This window comes from Duganella sp. Root336D2, assembly GCF_001425005.1.
Classification (GTDB): domain Bacteria; phylum Pseudomonadota; class Gammaproteobacteria; order Burkholderiales; family Burkholderiaceae_D; genus Rugamonas.
The window spans coordinates 482,238-502,284 of record NZ_LMDB01000022.1; the positions used below are offsets into that span (position 1 = coordinate 482,238).

Genomic DNA, 20,047 nt, shown 5'->3' on the forward strand with positions numbered 1-20,047 from the left:
CCTGATTTACTAGCCGCCATTGAGCGGCTTTTTTTTGTCTAAAGGAATTTTCATGGGATGGTACAAAAACGGTTCCGTCAGCCTTATCCAAGGTAACAACCAGGTGGTGGGCGTGGGGACCGACTTCGTCACGAACGTGAATCCCGGCGCCATCTTCTGCGGGCCGGATGGCCGGATTTACGAGGTGGACTTCATTACCAGTGCGACAGTGCTGTCGCTTGTTCGTAGTTACGCCGGGAGCAGCGTGAGCGGCACCGCTTACGCTATCGCACCGACGCAGTCCTACATCGTTGACCTGGCGCGACAGGCCACTGCACTGCTGAACACTTTCGGCTCGCTGCGAGAAGATTACGAGGCCGGCAACCTGGTCGGCGCTGGCTTGAAGCTGAAAGGTGTGCTTGCTGACACGTCCTCGCTGCCGGCTAGCCCTGCAGAGGGGGATGCCTACCTGGTCGAAAGCAGCATCTATGTCTGGGCCAAGACCCGTTGGGAACACAGTTCGATTCAAGGCCCAAAGGGCGAGGTCGGCGATGCGAATCCCGATACCATCGCTGCAGCTGCCGCTGCACTTGATTCTAAGGCTAAGGCAGCAGCAAGCGAGGCGAGCGCACAGGCCAGCAAGAATGCGGCCGCGTTCTCCGAATCGAACGTGCTGGCCAACGCTGTTTCTGCGGCGAATTCAGCGACTACTAGCGCCACGAAGGCAGGGGAGGCGGCGGCATCGGCCACTGCTGCAGCAGCAGCGGCGCAAACGGCTCAGGCCGCAGCTAATCAAGCCTCGTCTGGCCAGGTGCAGGCCGATTGGACCGAGAGTGATCCGACTAGCAAAGGGTTCGTCCATCATAAGCCGTCCTTGGCGGCTGTCGCAACAAGCGGCAACAAGGCCGATGTGGGCCTCGGCCACGTGGACGACATATCGGCAGCGAACATGCCGGTGTCGATTGCTACACAGGCCGCATTAGACGCAAAGGTCAACGCTGCTGTACTTGGTGCAGCGAACGGGGTTGCGACGCTGGGAGCGGACGGTAAGGTGCCGGCCGGGCAGTTGCCATCATATGTGGACGATGTGATCGAGGTTGCGACAAGTTCTGCGCTTCCCGCTGCCGGCGAATCCGGCAAGATTTACTTGGTCATCGCTGACGAAACTCGTAGCAACACGACGCAGCAATATCGCTGGGGCGGTTCCGTCTACATTCGCATAGCAACGTCGCCTGGGACAACCGACGAAGTTCCAGAAGGGGCGATTAACAAGTATTTTTCGGAGAGCCGTGTACTTGCTACGCTTCTCAATGGCCTCTCCACGGCGACAAATGCGGTTATCGGTGCAGGCGATTCGGTCCTGGCCAGCATCGGCAAGCTGCAGGCTCAGATCACCGCGGTCATTGCTTCAAAGGCTTCGAAGGGCGCGAACAGCGACATTACCTCGTTGACAGGTCTGACTAGCGCGACCTTTAGTGGCAACGTGCCATTCGTCTACTTTGATGAAGCCGATCAAACAGGTGCGGCCGGAAAGTGGCGCATGGTGGCGGATTCCGGAGGTTGGCGTCTCGACAAGAATACCGCTGCAGCTCGCGATTTTTCGACCTATTTGACGCCGATCAACATCACCTCGGCTGGATCTTGTGTGACGTCCGGCAACGTTCAGCAAGGCGGGGGAACCGGGCAGGGTGTCAATAAGGTCTATATCGGGTGGGGGACCAGCAATGGCTTGAAGTGTACGGTCGACGCTACGGACCAGGGATACTTTCCCTTCTCGTCCACCAATCCGACGGCAGGCACCATCACCTTCGGTGGCGCGCTATCGGTGGGTGGCACAGTTTCGGCTGCGGGTTTCTCCGGCACGTTGACAGGCTATTCGTCTGGCCTCACTGCATACGGGCTTGGCGATCTGGCTTCCACCCTTCCGGGGACAATGCGCCGTGGCGTCACTTACAGCCTCGTACAAGTCGAGCACGGCTGGCCAGGGTGGGGCGGTGTTTTGCAACTGAACCCTAATGCCGGTGTCGGAACCGGCGGTGCACTGCAGCTCTATACACCTTGGGGCGCGAGCTCCGGCGGTAACGACCTGCAATTCCGTCAAGGTGACTATCAGCAAACAGGCTGGACCGGCTGGAAAAAGCTGATTGACCACACGATCATGCAGTACTACACCGCCGGCAACGCGAACTCAATCAGCAATGCCACCGGTGGCGCGTATACGTGGACGAATCGCAACTGGTTCCGAAACAACACCGGTGCGTCGAGCGGCTACGCCGCAGGGGCCAATTCGAATTTTGGCGTGTATGCCGATGACGGCATGTCGGCAATATTTTCCTTCCTTCGCAGTGGTGCGTATGGCGTCAACATGAGCCTGGATTCGGACAGCGTGTTTCGCATTGGCGGTTGGTCGGCAGGGCCCAACATTCTCCAGCTCGACATGAGCGGGAACCTTACGCTGTTTGGAGACGTCGCCGGCTATTCGGACGAAAGGTTGAAGACGAATTGGCGTGACGTCACTCCAGGCTTTTTGGAGCGCTGGGCCAAGGTTAAACACGGAGTCTTTGATCGGATCGACGCGGACAAGACCCAAGTCGGACTTTCGGCGCAAGGTGTTCAGGAGATCTTGCCGGAGGCTGTCAACCAGCTGGCGGATGGCTACCTGTCGCTTAATTACGGCGGCGCGTCCGCAGTGGCAACGGTGCAGCTAGCCAAGGCGTACTTGGCGCTGCGTGAGGAACTGACACAGATCAAGGCTCAGTTTAGGGATCATTTGGAGAAAGCGGCTGCTTAGTATGAACACGACAGAAACAATCACGAACATCCTGCCAAGGTTGAATGCGTTCGGCCTGTTGGAGAGGATTACTTTTACTGTCGTTGCAGCGCTCGATATTAGCGTGGCCACGGCTGAGCTAGTGGTCACAGAGCGTGGCGATTTCCCGGCGCCGGCCGGTGAGCCGGTTGAGGTCGAACAAATGGCGCCTGGTCCAAACGGCGAAGAGCTTGTTCGTATCAAGCGCTGCCCGCCATACACCGACGCCGAGTTACAAGCGATCTGCAAAAGCGTGGCTTCTCGAAGGGGTGCATTCGACCAGGTGCGCTTTGAGTTGCTGCGCAAGATCACGCCGGTTTATGTCGCTCCGCGCGCTCCAGGAGGGTAGCCATGACAACGCCAACCGGAACTATCCGCCTGTCGGATGTGAATGCGGAACTGGGACGCCCCCGGAACCAGCGTATCAGTCTCAACGACGCCGCTGTACGCGCATTGGCGCAGCGGCCGAGCGGTTGGGTGAATATGGGAAGTTTGCGTGGCAAGTCGAGCTATACCGCGATGACGGTGACGCCGCAGGACGATTACCAGTCTTATATGAGCACGTCCAGCGGAACCGCTATTGCCAGACCGGCCGTTTCTGTGTCTGGAGGTTCTGGCGGTTATTCGTACACGTGGAGCTTTACCAACAACCCACAAGGCGCTGCGCTTGCTAACGCCAACTTTTCCCAATGCTCGGTATCAAAAAACTTCAACAGGTATTCATATGGTTCTTTCAGCGCCACCTTGCAATGCGTAGTGCAGGACAACACCGGGCACACCGTCACCGTGGGCAACATCAACTGCGGTGCAGATTGGGAGTCGGGCATGTAATGGCTGGCGCGAGTCCGGCGATCTAGCGAACCTCAAAGCGCGCGCCACAACGGATCGGAGTGGCACGCACCAACCAATTATCCAACCCGCTATGGCGGGTCTTTTTACGTCCATTTTGCGCAATGAAAATTTTCGAAGCAGCTACATCGGCGGGGGCAAGAGTCACCGTCAAAGAGATCCCGCCGGCGGCAGTGGCGGGCATGAATGTCGCGGGCATCACGTTGCCCGAGCTGGTCCAACTGGTGACGCTCCTCTGGCTGGTCATCCTGATCGTGGACAAGCTCTGGTCGCTGATCCAGCGCTGGAAGAAAGGGCAGGCTGAAGATGGCCCAGTTTAACCGCCTTGGCATCACGATGGTAAGCGCGGCCCTGCTGGCGGCGCTTACGCAGCTTGAGGGAACCAGGTACGTGCCTTACGAGGACATCGTGAACGTGTGGACAGTATGTCAGGGCTACGCTGGTAAGGATGTCGTGAAAGGGCGGACCTATACGCCGGCCGAGTGCAAGGCGATGGTGGAGAGCCAGCTTGCGGCAAAAGGTGCCGAGGTGTTGCGCTGTACGAAAGTCGATATATCACAGAACGAGTACGACGCCTACACGCTGTTCGCCTACAACGTTGGGACGACGGCGTTCTGCAGTTCGTCGCTGCTGAAGAAGTTGAACCAGGGCGACCACGTCGGAGCCTGCAACGGGCTGCTTGCTTGGCGCTACGCCGGCGGCAAAGAGGTTCGGGGCTTGCTCTTGCGCCGCGAGTTCGAGCGAAAGATCTGCCTCGGGGAGGCGAAGCTGGCCGGCGTGACGGTCGGCGGCCAGGACTACCGTTACCGAGGTGCCTATGTTTAGCCGGCTAAGTTCCTTTGTGCTGCCCGTGCCGGTGCGCTGGGGCATGTATGTCACTGCAGCGTCGGCGCTGTTAGCCCTTGGTGAGATCGACGGCCAGCGGCGTGCTGGGCAGGATCATATCGATTACGTAAGCGCCCAGGCGCAGCGCACTGTCGCTATCGCAAAGGCGCAGACCAAAGTAGTAGTTCAGACCGAGATCAAGTACCGCGACCGGATCAAGACGATCTACCTGAAAGGAGAAGTAATTGAAAAGCAAGTTCCTGTCTACGTCACTGCGGTTGACAACGCTGAGTGCCGTATCAATGCTGGCTTCGTGCGGTCATACAACGCCGCCTGGTCAGGTGAGCCTGCCGGAACTGCCGCCAGCACTGACCGCGAACCCGCCGGAGTTCCGCTTGCTGAAGTCGCAGAGGCCGACGCCTTCAACGCAACAGCATGCATCGCCTGGCGTGCAAAAGCCATAGGCCTCCAAGAGTTCTATGAAGAGCAGCGAGCCATCACAAAATGACCCGGCAATTTCCCGTTTAGGCGCGCCGGTCGGCGATGAAGTGTTTTCCGAACTGGCGCCGTTGCATCGGGAATCCAAGCACACGTTCAATAATCGTGCTGTCGATCCCGCAGTTGATTCGGTATAGCAAGGCTTTGTGTCTGCCAGAGATGTGCAGTAGGGTGATACCGCGTTGGACTTTTTCTGCTGTATTGACATCGCGTCGGCGAAAGTCGTTGTTTGGGTCAGTCATGTCCCACCCCTAGTTTTTTGCTATCGGGATGAAATTTATTTTACTTCTCAGATAGGAGTTTGTGCAGACGTCTGCACAAACTCGCATGAATAAAAAAAGCCCGCCGAACCGGGCCAACCCTGTGAAGCAAGAGGAAGCGGCCCGCCGAGTAGGGCTTAACAAGCGACGGCATTGAATTCGTGTCCCAGTAGCTCTAGCAGATTGCCCGGCCCGTATAGGTGCAGGGCACCGATTGCGATCAAGACTCGCTTAGAAGTATTGATTCTGTTTTGCAAAATGGGAACCCAAGCTTCATTTCTGTTTTGTAGAACTGCCTTGCGCATGCCTGCGAACGCGAAAGCTGGCGATTTGGCAGCAACGGCGTAAAGCGAAGGTAGGTCGCCCGCAATCCACGCTCTGTACATTTCCTCTACATTGCGCTGAGGGGCTGTTAAGTCATCGGCTAAGGATTCGATAGCTCCTATGACATCCTCGAGCGGTGCTTTCTCTAGAGCGGCATTCAAGTCAGCCCCCGTTTCGAAGAACTGCACGGGTTTGGATTGTTCAGCGGCACGCTTTAGGAAGATTGGCTCGACGCCTGGCGCAGCGGGGGACGCAAAGCTGCTGGAAAGTAAGAAAGCTGCCCATGGTTGAACTTGCGCTAACGGAGGAATGTGCTCTGATTCGCGCCACACATTCTTCAATTTCCCCCACGTTGACACCGAAAGGTGATCGTTAAGAACTATGCCGGCGGTTGAACGAAGGTGGGGCAGAATTGCCATAGGGTCACCTTCGAACATCAATTCCTCACACCAATCGAACGCACGATCCGCCCATGTAGGTAAACCGGCATTGGGAGGGAGCATATGCATCGAACCCATGATGCGGACGTTCGTTCCAGGTAGTTCGAAGTACATCGTATGTGTCCTTTTGGCAAATATTTCGATGATTTTGCCTTTTTGCTCGGCAAATCGCTATACTGTATGAATGTACAGTAAAATTGTTCAATTGTGCTATCGAGGAGAACCACGCTCGGATGCGGACATCGTGTCTGATCCAGGTGTGTATGGTGTTTTATCGATGGTTTGGTGGAAGGGGCGACCGAGACTAACGTGTCAAGCATGGGGTGTCCAAAATGAAATCGGTAAGTTGCTGCCCGCGCTTCACCACGTTCGACTGATCGGCCTGCTCGGAGCCAGCTTCACATATGAGGGAATTCAGCGCACTCGATTAGCGGATGGGACTTTTTCCGCTTGCTATCAACGATGGCAGGTTGAAGTTCTCGGATTGCAGCCGCCTAAGGCGCTGTGCGGTCGGCTGTCTTTCTAATGCGTTTATCTTGAGCAATTGCAGGAACGCATGTTATAAAATTGGTTTCCCACCGTTAATGCAAAAGCCAATCATGAAGAATCTCCTCATAGTTTTTGTATTGAGCACCCTTACTGCGTGTGCCACTAGCTTCTCCGTTATGGATGAAACTCTTCCAAAGCTGGTCGGCAAAAAATCATCGGAAGCGGTCAAATATCTTGGTTTCCCATCGGGGGAGCAGTCCGTGATGGGTAAGAAGGTCTATGTCTGGTCAACGCGAACTTGGATGCCGAACTTTGCTCCGGCGACAACCAACACGACCGGAACTATTGGGGCAAGGCCGTTCACTGCTACATCCACGACTTATGGCGGCGGTGGTGGAATGGACCTGAGCTGCGAATTGAAGCTCATTGTTGGCGAGAGCGAGGATTTGATCGAGAGGTTCCAATACGAGGGAAACAATGGGGCGTGCATGCGGTTCTCAGAAGCGCTGAAGCCTTTGAAGGGAACCTAATAATCTAGGCGAATTCACCTTGTCTCGGGGCGTTAGGATTCGGCGAAGCAAACTGGGATAATTCTTGGTTTAACGTCGGGAGTACTCATGCAAGAACTCGATCTCCATCTGGCAATTCAACGATCAGAGCGTCTTTCAGATCTATTCCAGGAAACTCTCGGAGCTCAGGCGACCCTAGAACCGCGCGGGCATATTGCGATAGCGTACCTTAGTCTCTGTCTCGCTCATCGGGAAGCGATTCTAACGTTAGTGAAATGTGACGCAGCCCCAAGCGCGACCGCGTTGCAGCGTGCTTTACTCGAAGCTTTCGTAACTGGTGCTTGGGTCGATAACGCTGCGACGGACGCTGAGTTGAGGGAAGTAGCGCCCTTAGGACCAAAGCCTCGGCCTAAATTTGAAACAATGGCACAGAAGCTTCGAGAGAAGCACGTCCTCGGCGAATGGTTTGAAGCCTTCCGAGGTCATTACAAGGTCTTGGGAGATTATGCGCACGGTTATGAACGACAGTTGTCACGTTGGCTAAGCGCCGAAGCAGTCGAGCCACAGTACAGCAATGGGCAAATGATCGAAGTGCTCCAGCATACTGATTTCATCGGCGTATTGGCGGCGATCCATAGAGAACAGATAGCGAATCGCCCATACGCTCACTTACTTCAAACGCTTGAAGCCATAATGCACAAACGTGATTATCCTTCAAGCGAAGACAGAACAAGATAATCGCCTTCATATTTCCTTCGGATTTCTGCGCCGGCCTCGATCAAGTCTGTTTTTGAAATCTTCTCACCCCGCTCACGAAGCAAAATTCTTTCGATAATCTTCTGATCTGAAATCATAGTAAAGTTTCCGTGACCATTGGATAGGACCTTTCCAGTCATAGTGACAAATGCGCCTACAAGTATGTTGCCGATGGGAGCAAAGTGGAGCGCAAGAAATACTGCCGGCTTTGTGATGGGAAGGGCTGGATCAGAAGAGAAATCGAACTTTATGTTGCATGCATCAGGACGCAATAGCTCTTCTAACTTAATAATTTTTTCCGACTTTTGGGTCGCCTCAAGGAACGAAATCTGAGCTCCGTCAATATTGAGGGCGGTGAGAACTTTAAGACCCGCCTCAACTGCATCTAGCGCTGGCTGAACATTAAAAATCGGTTTCTCACTTGGGCCTTGAATCGTCACTTTCAGAGACGGGAGCGACGGCATATCGAGCTCAAGGTACACGGGGTTTTCAGATTGACACAGCAATTGACAAGACTTTAGCCCGTCTCGTAGGCGTCGAATTTGCATCGTTTCGACCGGGGTTCGGACTTTGCAAGCGACTTCGCTTGTATGCATTTTGACGACGAACTCAAAGAAATCAGCCTTAATCCTGATCTTCCGCATGTGCAAGGGAGCGGTGGAATTAAACTCAGAAACATATAGTTCAGCAGGAAGAATAAGTGGTACGCCGAGTTTGTCGAGCTTGAACTTAATACGCCCTTCATAACTGGGCTTCACATCAGGCATGCTGATTTTGACGGACTTTTCTTTTATAAAAGGCGCGGACACCTTCATGCCAAAGCGTTGCCGAATTGCCTCCACATCGGACACTTCTGTCTCAACATCAAGCCCCAACGACATGTCAATTAGATCCTGAATCGTGTCGTCGCTAACAGCCGTGAATGTCAACTCAGCAAAGCCGTTCTCAAGGCCCGCTGAAGCCAGATAGTTATTCTTTTGAGTGACGTATTCTGCGATGTTCCCGCCGACATACCTTTTTATAGCAGAAGAGAAGGCCGCTCCTGATGCTTCCTCAAGTAAGTGACCCTCATCGTATTTGATAACCATCTCCAGCTTGTTTAGCCGGTGGATTTGTCCTTCGCTCTCCGCGTCATGTATGCGGCTGAGCACCCTGAGACATAGCGATTGATCAAAGTGAACTAGGAACAGTCGTTGAGGCATCGATTTCCCATCAAACTCAATGAATAGAACGAACGTCGGCATTGCCGCCGTTGCCAAACGCTTGAGATTCGAAAGTTTAATGCTACATTTGCGGCTTCGTTTGTCAGTGGATTTGACCTGCACTTTGCATTCGAGGGCTCCTTGGTGGATCGTCGAGATTTCAGGTGTTGATGGTGAATCGAAGTTAAACTCAACCAGGTAATCCCAGCCTGTTTTATCCGCCTCCAAGCTCCTATTTGCTGTCAGTCCGACGCTGGCGCACAGGTGCCCGAAAGCAAGTTCGCCCATTCTGCCAAGATCTCTAGTTTCCATTGATGCGCCTCTACATGTTAGTTACACCTTGTTATATCACTTGTTATGGCTATGTCCTGTGTAGATCGCGAGCACGCAGGTGCAAGTAGCGAGAGAGCATTTTCCAATCTCGATGTCCTGAGACCAATGCGACCTCTTCGATTGAATATCGTTGTTCGAATAGTCGAGACACTCCTTCGTGCCGCAAGTCATGAAAGCGCAGATCTTGGATGCCCAGTTTGTTGCAAGCACGAGGAAATATCGAGCTAACAGTCCCGTCAGTTACCGGGAAGATTCGGCCCTCATCCCTATGACGTGGTTGCCGTTTCACAATTTCAAACGCGGACCCGAGGAGTGGCACTTCCTGATCGTTGCCGGTCTTTTCAGTGGGGTGCTTACGGTTACGGATAATAATTGTCCGATGCTCTTCGTTGAGGTCGTCCCATTGCAGCCGAATGATCTCACCTAATCTCATGGCCGTTTCGACGGCGAAGTCGATTATGTCGGCCATAGGGACTTTTTGGCGCTTGATGGCGTTGAAGTGAGCTTTCAGGCTAGTTAGCTCTTCGGCGGTAGGGCGCCTGTCTCGTTCGATGGATTTTGGCGATAAACCGAGATATTTCATGTTGTCGCGAGCTGCCGCAGTTACGGTCGGATCAACAGGGAGGCGCCATAGGTTCTTTGCAGCCTTTAGAACGCTGCCAAGGTAGGTTAGATCGACCGCAATAGTCACGCCGCCGGCGCCGGCCCTCTGCCTTGCTTGAAGGTGCTGTGTCAGGCGCTCTACCGAAAGGTCCGGTAGCAGCGTTTCGCCTAGTTGAATACGTAGCGCGCCTAAAACCGCCTTCTTGTTCTTGCCGAATGGCTTAACTGCGCCTATTTCTTTTGTATACTTGTCGATCAAGTCGGCGACCGTCATTTTTGATATGATGCGCACGTCCTGATGCTTGAGCGCCATCATGTTCGCTTCTGTCGTCGCCGCCCACGCAGTGGCCTGGCCCTTGGTGGTGAAGGTGCGTGTTTCAGCCGGGAAGCCCTTGCGCCGCACCTGCGCTCGCCATTGATTTCCGATCTTAATTACCGATGCCATTTCGTAGCAATCCTGTAGCACTGCGTTGTGAATTTGAGTGATTGAACATTATATACAGTGATACAAAGCATGTCCGAAAATCGCATCGCCATAGAGGGAAAAGCAGAGCAATCAGGTGTTCAGGCCAGTCGCCGAATTAGCGTGGCGCCGATGATGGATTGGACCGACCGCCATTGCCGCCATTTCCATCGCCTGATCTCGCAGTACACCTGGCTGTACACGGAGATGGTGACCACCGGTGCGCTGGTATACGGCGATGTGGAGCGCCACCTGCGCTTCAATGACGAGGAGCATCCGGTGGCGCTGCAGCTGGGCGGATCCGATCCGAAGGATCTTGCCAGCGCCGCCAAACTGGGCGAAAAGTGGGGCTACGATGAAATCAACCTCAATTGCGGTTGCCCGTCGCCGCGCGTGCAGAAGGGCGCATTCGGTGCCTGCCTGATGACCGAGCCGGAACTGGTGCGCGATTGCGTCAAGGCGATGAAGGACGCGGTCGACATCGAAGTCACCGTCAAGCACCGCATCGGCATCGATCACGAGGAAAGCTACGATTTCGTGCGCGATTTCGTCGGCACCGTGGCGGAAGCCGGCTGCACGACCTTCGTGGTGCATGCCCGTAACGCGATCCTGAAGGGCCTGTCCCCGAAGGAGAACCGTGAGATCCCGCCGCTGAAATACGAATACGCCTATCAGCTCAAGAAGGATTTCCCGCAGTTCGAGATCCTGATCAACGGCGGCATCAAGACCCTGGAAGAAATCGACACCCACCTGCAGCATGTGGATGGCGTCATGCTGGGCCGCGAGGCCTACCACAACCCTTACCTGATGGCTGCCTTCGACCAGCGCTACTACGGCGCGGCTGAAGAGCCGCGCAGCCGCCAGCAGGTGCTGGAAGCGATGATGCCGTATATCGAGGAACAGCTGGCGAAAGAGGGCGGCAAGGGCTTGAAAATCAACACCATCACGCGTCACATGCTGGGCCTGGCGCAGGGCTTGCAGGGTGCGCGCCAGTATCGCCAGACCCTGTCCGACGCCAAGAAGCTGGCGGCCGGCGATCCCCGCATCTTGCTCGAGGCTTTCAGCCGAACCAAGTAAACACAAGTTGTCCTGCGCATTCACTTCCGATTTGCGCTGCTGCTGAGCTGTTTCCCCGAAGGAAGTTCAATTGCTCACACGGTAAGCAAAATTTGCTTGCCGTGTGGAAACCTCGAGTCTATAATTTCCCTGATTCACACATGCTATTTACGGTTCCTACCGTGTGTTTTAGGGATGAAATACGACAGGTTTCATCCCACGGCGATAGCGGTCTTTGCATTCGCAGTCATAGTTTGCTACTGTCGCTACTTGCGTAGCAGCAAGGGTCAGTGGATTCGGTAAATGTTTGACACCGTTATCCTTTAGGCAATCGAAAATCTTTCTAAATAAGAGCCGAAATGAATTTGAGTAAACTGAAGGTAGGGGCCCGTCTTGGCCTCGGTTTCGCACTGGTACTGGTGTTTCTCGCCATTATCACTGTCGTCGGCATCTGGCGCATGGCTCAGATTCAGGACCGCCTGGATCATGTCGTGAGTGTGAATGCCGTCGCGACCCGCCTGGTGATCGACATGCGCAACAACGTTGAAAACGTCAGCGACCTGAAGATCCTGACCCTGATGTCCGAGCCTTCCGACATGGAGCCGGAACTGGCGCGCATCAACAAGGAACTGAAGGACTACCAGGATGCCGACGCCAAGCTGGCCGCCGTGTACGCCAAAGATGCCACCCCTGAAGAAAAAGCGTTGCTGGCGCAAGTGAAGGCGCAGGAAACGCTGGTGCTGCCGGCCGTGAAGAAGGCGTCCGAACTGTGGCTGGCCAACGATGCCCTGGCTGCAACCAAGATCTACCTGAAAGAAATCAAGCCGGCGCAGAAGAAGTGGACCGAAGCACTGGGCCAGCTGGCTTCGCTGGAAGACAAGATCAACGAAGAAATGAAGGTTGAAGCTGCCGAAGGCTTCTCCTCGGCACGCCTGTTCATGATCGTGGCTGGCCTGGCCGCCATGGTGGTGTCGATCTTCGCGGCCTGGGTCATCACCCGCGGCCTGCTGAAGCAACTGGGCGGCGAGCCTGACTACACCGCTTCGATTGCCGGCGCCATCGCCAACGGCGACCTGTCGGTGAGCATCCACACCTCGTCCACCGACAAGGATTCGCTGCTGGTCGAAATCAAGGAAATGCGCGACAGCCTGGTGGACATCGTCGGCCAGGTGCGCCAGGGTACCGAAACCATCGGCACCGCTTCGCGCGAAATCGCCGCCGGCAATATCGACCTGTCGTCCCGTACCGAAATGCAGGCTTCGAACCTGGAGAAGACCGCTTCCGCCATGGAAGAACTGACCTCCACCGTGAAGCAGAACGCCGACAATGCACGTGAAGCCAACCAGCTGGCGGCATCGGCCTCCGACGTGGCGCTGAAAGGCGGCCAGGTTGTGTCGCAAGTGGTTGAGACCATGAGCTCGATCAACGCTTCGGCCAACAAGATCGTCGACATCATCGGCGTGATCGACGGCATCGCCTTCCAGACCAACATCCTGGCGCTGAACGCCGCTGTTGAAGCAGCACGTGCCGGTGAGCAGGGCCGCGGCTTCGCTGTGGTGGCATCGGAAGTGCGTAACCTGGCCCAGCGTTCCGCTGGCGCTGCGAAAGAGATCAAGTCCCTGATCGGCGACTCCGTCGAGAAAGTGGAGCGCGGTTCGAAACTGGTGGGCCAGGCTGGCGTGACCATGGATGAAGTGGTTGCTTCCGTGCGCCGTGTGACCGACATCATGAGCGAAATCGCCAGCGCCTCGCAGGAACAGAGCGCCGGCATCGAGCAGGTGAACCAGTCGATCATCGAGATGGACGCGATGACCCAGCAGAATGCCGCGCTGGTTGAAGAAGCCGCTGCCGCTGCGCAGTCGCTGCAAGACCAGGCTGGCGAACTGTCGCGCGTGGTGTCGATCTTCAAGCTCGATGCTGAAGCTGAATATGCACTGACCGCCGCCAAGCCGGCTGTCACCCAGACCGCTGTGGCCGTGGTACCGAAGGCGCCAGCGAAACGCGCGCCTGCTGCCAAGCCGGCCGCGGCACCAGCACCTAAGAAAGTTGTCGCCGCCACTGCCGGCAGCGACGAGTGGGAAGAGTTTTAATTAATCGGGTACAGACCCGCAGTTTTTCATAATTTTTGATTGGGATTTGAAATGAACAAGCGTCTGATTGGTTTTGTCGCAGCATCCATCGTTTCCGCTTCCGCGTTTGCGGGCGAAACCCCGGCAGTATTCGATGCCAAGAACTGCAAGGCTGAATACCCGAAGGCTTCCCTGCTGAACGAAGAACAAGGCCAGGTCACCATGTCCTTCCTGGTTTCGGCTGGCGGCGAAGTGATGGATTCCAAAGTCGATAAATCCAGCGGCTTCAAGAACCTGGACAAGGCTGCGGTCAAGGCCATCAGCGCTTGCAAATTCAAGCCAGGCACCAAGGATGGCGCCGTAGCCCAGACCTGGACCAAGGTCGACTACGTCTGGTCCCTGTAATTCATTTCTTTCTCATTCAGTAGGGGAACATCATGATGACCAAGTTGAGTGTTATGGCTGTAGCGCTCGCAATGGGCGCATCGGCCTTCGCGGCCGAAGTACCGGCATCGTTCGATGCCAAGAATTGCAAGGCTGAGTATCCAAAAGCGTCCCTGATGAATGAAGAGCAGGGCACCGTGAGCATGTCCTTCCTGGTTGCCGCCAACGGCGAAGTCAAGGATTCCAAGCTGGACAAGTCGTCCGGCTTCAAGAACCTGGACAAGGCTGCAATGAAGGCGCTGAGCGCCTGCAAATTCAAGCCTGGCACCAAGGACGGCGCACCGGCCGAAACCTGGACCAAGGTGGACTACGCCTGGAAACTGGACTGACCTGGTGTTCCTGTATAAGAAAACGGCCCCTCGCGGGCCGTTTTTTGTTAATCTGCGGGTATCACGTCTGGGTAGCCCGTATGAAAGTTCTGTTTCTCATTCCACTAGCCGGCATTTTGCTATCCGGTTGCGCCATGTGGCGCAACCCGAATGACCCGGCGCGCAACAAGCAGTATGTTGTTGTCGTAAATTCAATGACATGGCCGAATGCCGCCAGCGGCAAGGTGGATGGCACGCGCACCGTCTGGCAGTTGCCGGAATTAAGCAACAATGAGGAAATCTTCCCGCTAGCCCAGCTCAAGCACTGCCCGGATGCCCTGCCTTGCGCCTGGGGCGTGCTGCTCGCCTCGCGCAACGTGACGCGCTATAACTACGAACCGGGTGGCGTTACGCTCGACCTGGGCCTGAATGTCGATGTGCACCGCCGCCAGCAGGATCGCCGGCGCAACTTCCATACCTCGATCGCCGTGCCGGCGGATGTGCCTGCCCTGAGCTACCAGCACGTGCTGCAGGAAACGGTGTCCCTGCCATACGGCAAGGTGTACCGGGTCGATATGGATTTCGGGATCACTTACCAGCTATGTGCCCAGCGCGTCGATGCGGCAGGTAAACCGGTCGACAAATGCGATATTCCGTATATTTGAGTTGCTCGCGGTAAGCATTTGTAAAAGCTGCGACATGCGCCCGAATTTTCCCTATAGTTGAATCCTGGGAAGGAGAATGCCATGAAAACTTTGATGATCTTGCCGGTACTGGCCCTGGGCCTGGCCGGTTGCGCCCAACAGCCGGTGCGCTATGCCTCCAGCAATCCATACGAATGGCGGACGGTGTCGGTCACTCCGGTGGCGAACGGTACCGCAGCGCGCTCTGGCGCCCCGGTGAGCTATTCGAGCGAGCCGGTGTATGTGGAACAACAGCCTGTGTATGCGGCGCCGCAGCCGGTGTACGTAGCGCCAGCGCCGTATTACGCGCCAGCGCCGGTGTATGCTTACCCGCCGGTGACCATCGGCTTTGATTTCCTGTTCACCAACGGCCACCGCCACGGCTATCGTGGCCGCCGCTGGTAATCAGTGGAAGAAAAGGGGGATGTGCATCAGCACGTCCGCCGAGCACAGCAGCCAAGTTGCCGAGGCCACCAGGCTGAGCAGCACAGCGCTACTGGTGAATGGATGGTGGGACATGGGATGCTCCTGCCTAAGATCATGATCTCATCTTAATCAAGTGCAAACAAAAAAGGCATCGGAGAGTCGCCGATGCCTTTGTAGGACTATTGCTCGTCCGCTATTTCTTGCCCCACAACACCACGGCTGCTTCCGGTGCGGTATCCAGGGCGTTCGACAGGTTCAGCCAATCGTTCAGCCGGTCCGGCTCTTTCAGCGTGATGCCGGCGCCGTCTATGTAGCCAACCTGCTCCAGGAACTTGGCATCCATCTTGGCTTTGGAAACGGTCGGCGCTACGGCGACCATGCGGTCGTAGGCTTTGCGCGCCTTGTTTTCCCATTTATGCAGGGAAGAATCGTCGAAGCGGTTGGCTTCAAAATAGATCGTCAGCGAACCGTCGGGATTGCCGAAGCCGACAATGCCGGCGCCTTTGCGGATGGTGCTGGAGTTCGCCACGTCGAACAAGTCGGTGGGGACGAACACGCCGGCGCGGCCACCAAGGGCTGGCAGGCCTACCGGGGTGTCCTTGCTGTAAGTGGATAGATCTTTCAACTCAGACATGATTTCTTTCGTAGGCGCAATATTCTCTGAGTCGTTATTTTATCCCCAAAACAAATGCCGCAGCACAATGGCCGTTGCTTATATTTTTGTGTTGTACCGCAGGCGCGACCGATGCGTCGGACGCAGCAGGATGCGCTCCGGCGGCTCGCGCAACAGGCCGTACGCTGCGTCAGTGAGTGCTTCCAGCGCGGGCGGTTGACAGCCTGGCGCGGCGCTGCCCAGCCACACCAGGTGCGGGCCATCGCCGCGTACAGGCAATTGCGGGAAGTTGTTCGGCATGTCGAGCGTGACCAGGGTGCCGGCTTCGTGCCAGCCGCCTTCGCGCCAAGCGGCGAAGGCCGGTGCGGCCAGTTCAGCAAATTGCTCCACCTGGCCGGGTTTGACGCTGCACAGGATGGCGACCACATCGCCCTGCGCGCCTTCAGGTTCCAGCACAGGATCGACAGCGGGCATTGCCGGCACGCCGCTGCCGGGCCGCCAGGGGCGCAGCAGCAGGACGTTATCGCTGTCGGTCATCAGGCCGTTCAGCGTAGCCTTATGCTCCTTCCATACCGGGCCGTAGTAGAAGGCGGCGTTGACCACGGCGCGCTGCTCCCAACTGGTGAAGCCGCGCATCCAGAGGAAGCTGTTCGGATTGCCGCGCTCCGTGAACTGGCCGAGCGCCAGCGCGCCCAGTTGCTGGAAGGCTTCCGGGAACAAGGTTTCGAAATAGCGCGAGAACGCTGCCTGCCCGCCTTCTACAGTCGTGTAGCGGCGGAATTCAATGACTGGGTAGGTATCCATGCATGCCAGCTTAGGCGGCAATGCGGTCGGATCAGGCCCTATTTGCGGGAAGTGCCGCAACGTCGCGCCAGGTCGGGCCATGTGAGCCGAGGACGACTGGCAGTTTGCTGATTGCTTCCAGTTCGCGCAAGAACGCTTCGGCATTGGCGATAGGTGTGGCTGCGTAGTTCGGGCTTGCGGCGTTTAGCTGTTCGCATAGTGCCGCCGTGTGTGACAGGTCGAGGTGCCCGGATGGCGCGAGGTCGTGGACTTCGTGGCCGTGCAGGTTGTAGCTGTGGGCCCAGCGCAGGCCTGGCGCGCTTTCGAATGCGTCGAGGTGGCTGACCAGCAGGCCGTCGATACGGCGCGCGGCCGCGAGCGCATAGCGCAGCAGGACGGCGTCCGGGTGGCCTCGGCGGAAGCGGCCCTGCCAGCCGCTGTCGTTGTTATGCGGCTCTGCCAGCCTTCGCAAGGCGTGGTCCTCCGTTGGCATCGGGCCCTGGCCGTGGCGGGTGAAGTAGCTGCGCATGGCGCCGAGATGCGTGATGCGCTCGGAAAGGCCGTAGCCGGCCAATGCTGCTTCGGCAGCAGCGGGACCGGTGCTGCTCCACGTTGTATGGGGGTGGAAGCCGTGCCATTCGTCGAGCAGCATGCCTTGCGCGCCTTCCATCACGATGTTGCCTGGACGGGCCAACTGCGCGGCGATCCGGCCCGGCGCGCAGGGCGGCACTGCGGCGATGAGGCGTCGCGCGTGCTCGAGCCACAGCAGGCCGAATCCAGGATCGTCCAGGATTGCCGCATCTTGCGGGTTGAGCGCCGCGGCCTCGCCGGACAGCGTGGCGCGCAAGCTTTGGCGCATGGCTTCCAGCTTGTCGTGGGCGCGCGAGGGATGCAGCAGGTCGGCATAGCGCAGTGCTTGTTCGGGCCGGGCCAGCGCATGGCCCACCGTTTCACCGAAGCCTACGCCGCAGCTGCCGTGTGCGGCGGGGCCACGCGCACGTTCACGCAGGCGGCCGGCGGCTTCGTGGTAGGGCGTGGTGACGAGGCAGCGTGCATCGATGGACAGGCGATCCAGCGCGTCGCCGACACCTGCTCGCTGCAAATAGGCTTCCTCAACCAGCAGGGCAGTGGGGTGAATTACGACCGGCGCCGACAGGACGGTCGCGACGCCGGGATTAAAGGTGCCGGCGCCGAATTGCGAGAAAGTGTGATGACGGCCATCAGGCAGGACCACGTTGTGCCCCGCTTGCGCGCCGCCATTGAAGCGCACGACGGTGTGCGCCGACTTCGCGCGGCAAAGGTAGTCCGTGAACAAGCCTTTGCCGCAGTCACCGAAGGCGAGTCCGATGACCGATACGATCCTGCCCTCAACCAAACAGACGCCTCCACCATGGACGTTCGCCGAGCGCCACGGCAGGCGACGACACCGGAATGTCATGCGCTGTGCCGCCATCCAGCAAGGCTGCGTATGGGCGCAGGGCGCGTACGATGGCGGAAACGCGGCCGCCATCGATACCTTCTCCTGTCAGCACGGTTGGCAGCGCGTCCAGCTTCGGCAAGGCGCCTTCAGTCAGGGCTACGATAGAAGCTGCGACGGCGCAGGCATCCTGTGGGTCTTCCATGCAGATCACATGGTCGCCCAGCAGCTCGCGCCAGCGCGCCTCGCAACGCTGGCGGCGCTGCAGGTCAGGAATCAGGAAGAACAGGTGGAAGGTCTCGGAAGCGGCGGCAATCACCTCTTCGATCGGCAAGTCCTGGTCCAGGCGGTCGCCAACCAGGGCTTCGATCTGGTGGCGCGACACCGCTGGGTAGGGCAATTCGTCGCCCGTCACGAACAGGTAGCCTTTCTTGCGCCGCTTGGCCCAGCAATCGAGGTCGGTGTGCTGGGCTGCCATGTAGAAGGCCAGTTCATAACTTTCTTCACCAGACCCGCCGCCGCCGCCTTCGATGTAGCTCCAGGTCAGCCACTGGTCCATCAGTTCCGCGGTCGACTCGAATTGACCGACCTGCAAAGGCGCGTGGTCCGATACGGCATCGCCGATTGCCATGAACTGGATTTGCGGGTCAGCGACGCCGCAGGCCATCAGCAGGCGCATGAAAGTCGGCAGCTCTTTGGTGGCCAACTGCTGCGGGATATCCCCCATCGAGCCGGTTACGTCGAGCGCGAAGACGATGCCCAGCGAATTCGGGTGGTCGGCATTGTCGCGCGACTCGCGCATCTTGATGTCCTTGGGGTTCATCAGCGGATGGCAGTTACGTTGCTGGAATACTTCGGTGCGCGAGGCGGACGCCCGGTCTGCGACCAGGGCGGCGTGCGCCGAGAAGGAGTAGTTACCGTGTCCCATTTGGCTCCTTTGGATACGATTAATGTGTTGGTTGGAAGTGAAGGAAACGCGGCGCGCCGAATGCCGCCGCTGCCGCGCTGGTAACCTCGTGGTGCAGGCCGGCAGCGCCGCGCGCGCGCAGCCAGCGAGCGTCGGAACTGGCGCGCTGCAACAGTTCCGCCAGCGGCGCCGGCAGCGATGCCGGCAGGGCAGGGGCGTCATCGCCGGCATGCTGACCGGCCAGCAAGGCGCGCATGCTCCACGCCAATTGCATCAGGTCGCGCGACTCGTCGCCATGGCGTTTCGCGCGCGACCAGCCGACCATGAATATGCCGTGGTCGGCCGGGTGCACCAGCATGTGTTCCAGGCTGACAGCGCCGTGGTTCCAGCCGATGCTGTGCACATGCGCCAGCACCTCGAGCACGCGGCGCCACATCCAGACTACATGCCGTGCATCCAGGCCAGTCCCGTAATGACGGTGGACTTCGGCCAGGCTGCCCCAGTAGCCAGGCGGGTGACGCAGCACGTGCACCGTGCCGCCATTGCCATCCGGTCCCAAGGCAATGGATTCCGGCAGGCGCTGCGAGAAGTAGGCGGAGCCGGAGGAGGTGTCCGCCTGCAGCTGGCGCAGGCCATCACGCTCGAGCTCCAGCTTTGCGGCGTCGGCGAATTTGAGGACGACGTGTTCACCCAGGCGTCCGCAGCGGCGCGCCAGCATGACGCGTGAAGCGGCACCCTGGTACAACTGGCGCACGATGCGGTAGCGCCGTTCGCCGCAGCGGGCGTCCTGGCCGGCGGGATCGTTCTGGAAGCGCTGCAGCGCTTCGTGGAAACGGGCGATGTCGACCACCGAATCGGAACGGGTGACGGTGGCGTCGCAATAAGGGCAGGCGACTGTGCGCCAGACTGCCTGGCGCGGCAGCACCCCGCCACATTGCGGGCAATTCAAAGACTGGAAATCCACGCTGGTCCTGGAGGGTTGTCTGAAATTAATTATATTTC

Annotated in this window: 23 protein-coding genes; 14 read left to right on the top strand and 9 right to left on the bottom strand. The window is 57.6% G+C overall.

The features are described 5' to 3' along the window. Positions 1-52: 52 nt before the first annotated feature. Genes ASD07_RS17930 through ASD07_RS17955 form a run of 6 tightly spaced genes read left to right on the top strand, consistent with a single transcriptional unit; the run spans position 53 to position 4,970 of the window. Positions 53-2,770 (top strand): tail fiber domain-containing protein, encoded by a 2,718-nt coding sequence (locus ASD07_RS17930; RefSeq protein WP_055933370.1) that lies wholly within the window; start codon positions 53-55, stop codon positions 2,768-2,770. A 1-nt stretch (position 2,771) separates the two neighbouring features. Beyond that, on the top strand, positions 2,772-3,137 hold the full coding sequence (locus ASD07_RS17935; protein ID WP_055933372.1) for a hypothetical protein: 366 nt from the start codon (positions 2,772-2,774) through the stop codon (positions 3,135-3,137). Between the two features lie 2 nt (positions 3,138-3,139). Further along, positions 3,140-3,619, top strand: coding sequence for a hypothetical protein (locus tag ASD07_RS30920; protein ID WP_156398052.1), 480 nt, complete (start codon positions 3,140-3,142; stop codon positions 3,617-3,619). 59 nt (positions 3,620-3,678) lie between these two features. After that, positions 3,679-3,957, top strand: a complete 279-nt coding sequence (locus ASD07_RS17945) for a hypothetical protein (protein ID WP_156398053.1) — start codon at positions 3,679-3,681, stop codon at positions 3,955-3,957. Further along, entirely contained in the window at positions 3,944-4,462 is a 519-nt protein-coding gene (locus ASD07_RS17950; RefSeq protein WP_055933381.1) for a lysozyme, read from the top strand. Before ASD07_RS17945 ends, ASD07_RS17950 begins: the two co-directional genes overlap by 14 nt. Positions 4,463-4,505: 43 nt before the next feature. Further along, complete coding sequence (locus tag ASD07_RS17955) at positions 4,506-4,970, top strand: hypothetical protein (protein ID WP_156398054.1); 465 nt, start codon at positions 4,506-4,508, stop codon at positions 4,968-4,970. A 16-nt stretch (positions 4,971-4,986) separates the two neighbouring features. On the opposite strand, the gene ASD07_RS17960 is transcribed toward ASD07_RS17955, so the two are convergent. Next, positions 4,987-5,202: a hypothetical protein gene (locus ASD07_RS17960; protein WP_055933387.1), complete on the bottom strand. Its 216-nt coding sequence runs from the start codon at positions 5,200-5,202 to the stop codon at positions 4,987-4,989. Between the two features lie 155 nt (positions 5,203-5,357). Continuing rightward, positions 5,358-6,098, bottom strand: coding sequence for a TraB/GumN family protein (locus tag ASD07_RS17965; RefSeq protein ID WP_055933390.1), 741 nt, complete (start codon positions 6,096-6,098; stop codon positions 5,358-5,360). 485 nt (positions 6,099-6,583) lie between these two features. On the opposite strand from ASD07_RS17965, the gene ASD07_RS17970 reads away from it, so the two are divergent. Together ASD07_RS17970 and ASD07_RS30925 are read left to right on the top strand one after the other, a co-directional pair. Next, entirely contained in the window at positions 6,584-7,003 is a 420-nt protein-coding gene (locus ASD07_RS17970; RefSeq protein WP_156398055.1) for a hypothetical protein, read from the top strand. A gap of 87 nt (positions 7,004-7,090) precedes the next feature. Further along, positions 7,091-7,720 carry a hypothetical protein gene (locus ASD07_RS30925; protein WP_156398056.1) on the top strand — a complete coding sequence of 210 codons (630 nt, stop codon included), beginning with the start codon at positions 7,091-7,093 and terminating at the stop codon, positions 7,718-7,720. Here the strand turns inward: ASD07_RS30925 and ASD07_RS17975 are convergent. Both ASD07_RS17975 and ASD07_RS17980 read right to left on the bottom strand, forming a co-directional pair. Next, positions 7,690-9,252 carry a hypothetical protein gene (locus tag ASD07_RS17975; RefSeq protein ID WP_156398057.1) on the bottom strand — a complete coding sequence of 521 codons (1,563 nt, stop codon included), beginning with the start codon at positions 9,250-9,252 and terminating at the stop codon, positions 7,690-7,692. The genes ASD07_RS30925 and ASD07_RS17975 overlap by 31 nt on opposite strands. A gap of 49 nt (positions 9,253-9,301) precedes the next feature. Further along, entirely contained in the window at positions 9,302-10,321 is a 1,020-nt protein-coding gene (locus ASD07_RS17980) for a site-specific integrase (RefSeq protein ID WP_055933398.1), read from the bottom strand. 69 nt (positions 10,322-10,390) lie between these two features. Between ASD07_RS17980 and dusA the strand changes: the two genes are divergently transcribed. From dusA to ASD07_RS18010, 6 genes are all read left to right on the top strand, one after another. Further along, positions 10,391-11,416, top strand: a complete 1,026-nt coding sequence (dusA, locus tag ASD07_RS17985) for a tRNA dihydrouridine(20/20a) synthase DusA (RefSeq protein WP_055933402.1) — start codon at positions 10,391-10,393, stop codon at positions 11,414-11,416. 338 nt (positions 11,417-11,754) lie between these two features. After that, positions 11,755-13,485 (top strand): methyl-accepting chemotaxis protein, encoded by a 1,731-nt coding sequence (locus ASD07_RS17990; RefSeq protein ID WP_055933405.1) that lies wholly within the window; start codon positions 11,755-11,757, stop codon positions 13,483-13,485. A 51-nt stretch (positions 13,486-13,536) separates the two neighbouring features. Continuing rightward, entirely contained in the window at positions 13,537-13,869 is a 333-nt protein-coding gene (locus ASD07_RS17995; RefSeq protein WP_055933408.1) for an energy transducer TonB, read from the top strand. Between the two features lie 35 nt (positions 13,870-13,904). Then, positions 13,905-14,237 (top strand): energy transducer TonB, encoded by a 333-nt coding sequence (locus tag ASD07_RS18000; RefSeq protein WP_055933573.1) that lies wholly within the window; start codon positions 13,905-13,907, stop codon positions 14,235-14,237. An 80-nt stretch (positions 14,238-14,317) separates the two neighbouring features. Further along, a complete protein-coding gene (locus ASD07_RS18005) occupies positions 14,318-14,881 on the top strand; it encodes a hypothetical protein (protein ID WP_156398058.1) in 564 nt (187 codons plus the stop codon). 81 nt (positions 14,882-14,962) lie between these two features. Next, entirely contained in the window at positions 14,963-15,304 is a 342-nt protein-coding gene (locus ASD07_RS18010; protein WP_055933414.1) for a hypothetical protein, read from the top strand. A gap of 214 nt (positions 15,305-15,518) precedes the next feature. Here ASD07_RS18010 and ASD07_RS18015 read toward each other — a convergent pair whose 3' ends face one another. The 5 genes from ASD07_RS18015 to ASD07_RS18035 all read right to left on the bottom strand — a co-directional run bounded on the left by ASD07_RS18015 (position 15,519) and on the right by ASD07_RS18035 (position 20,009). Beyond that, on the bottom strand, positions 15,519-15,959 hold the full coding sequence (locus ASD07_RS18015; protein WP_055933416.1) for a hypothetical protein: 441 nt from the start codon (positions 15,957-15,959) through the stop codon (positions 15,519-15,521). A gap of 78 nt (positions 15,960-16,037) precedes the next feature. Beyond that, entirely contained in the window at positions 16,038-16,742 is a 705-nt protein-coding gene (locus ASD07_RS18020) for an NIPSNAP family protein (RefSeq protein ID WP_055933419.1), read from the bottom strand. A gap of 31 nt (positions 16,743-16,773) precedes the next feature. Then, complete coding sequence (locus tag ASD07_RS18025) at positions 16,774-18,096, bottom strand: adenylosuccinate synthetase (protein WP_055933422.1); 1,323 nt, start codon at positions 18,094-18,096, stop codon at positions 16,774-16,776. Then, entirely contained in the window at positions 18,089-19,066 is a 978-nt protein-coding gene (locus ASD07_RS18030; RefSeq protein WP_055933425.1) for a hypothetical protein, read from the bottom strand. The genes ASD07_RS18025 and ASD07_RS18030 overlap by 8 nt, the downstream gene beginning before the upstream one ends. A 19-nt stretch (positions 19,067-19,085) precedes the next feature. Beyond that, on the bottom strand, positions 19,086-20,009 hold the full coding sequence (locus tag ASD07_RS18035; protein WP_055933428.1) for a hypothetical protein: 924 nt from the start codon (positions 20,007-20,009) through the stop codon (positions 19,086-19,088). Between the last annotated feature and the right edge of the window lie 38 nt (positions 20,010-20,047).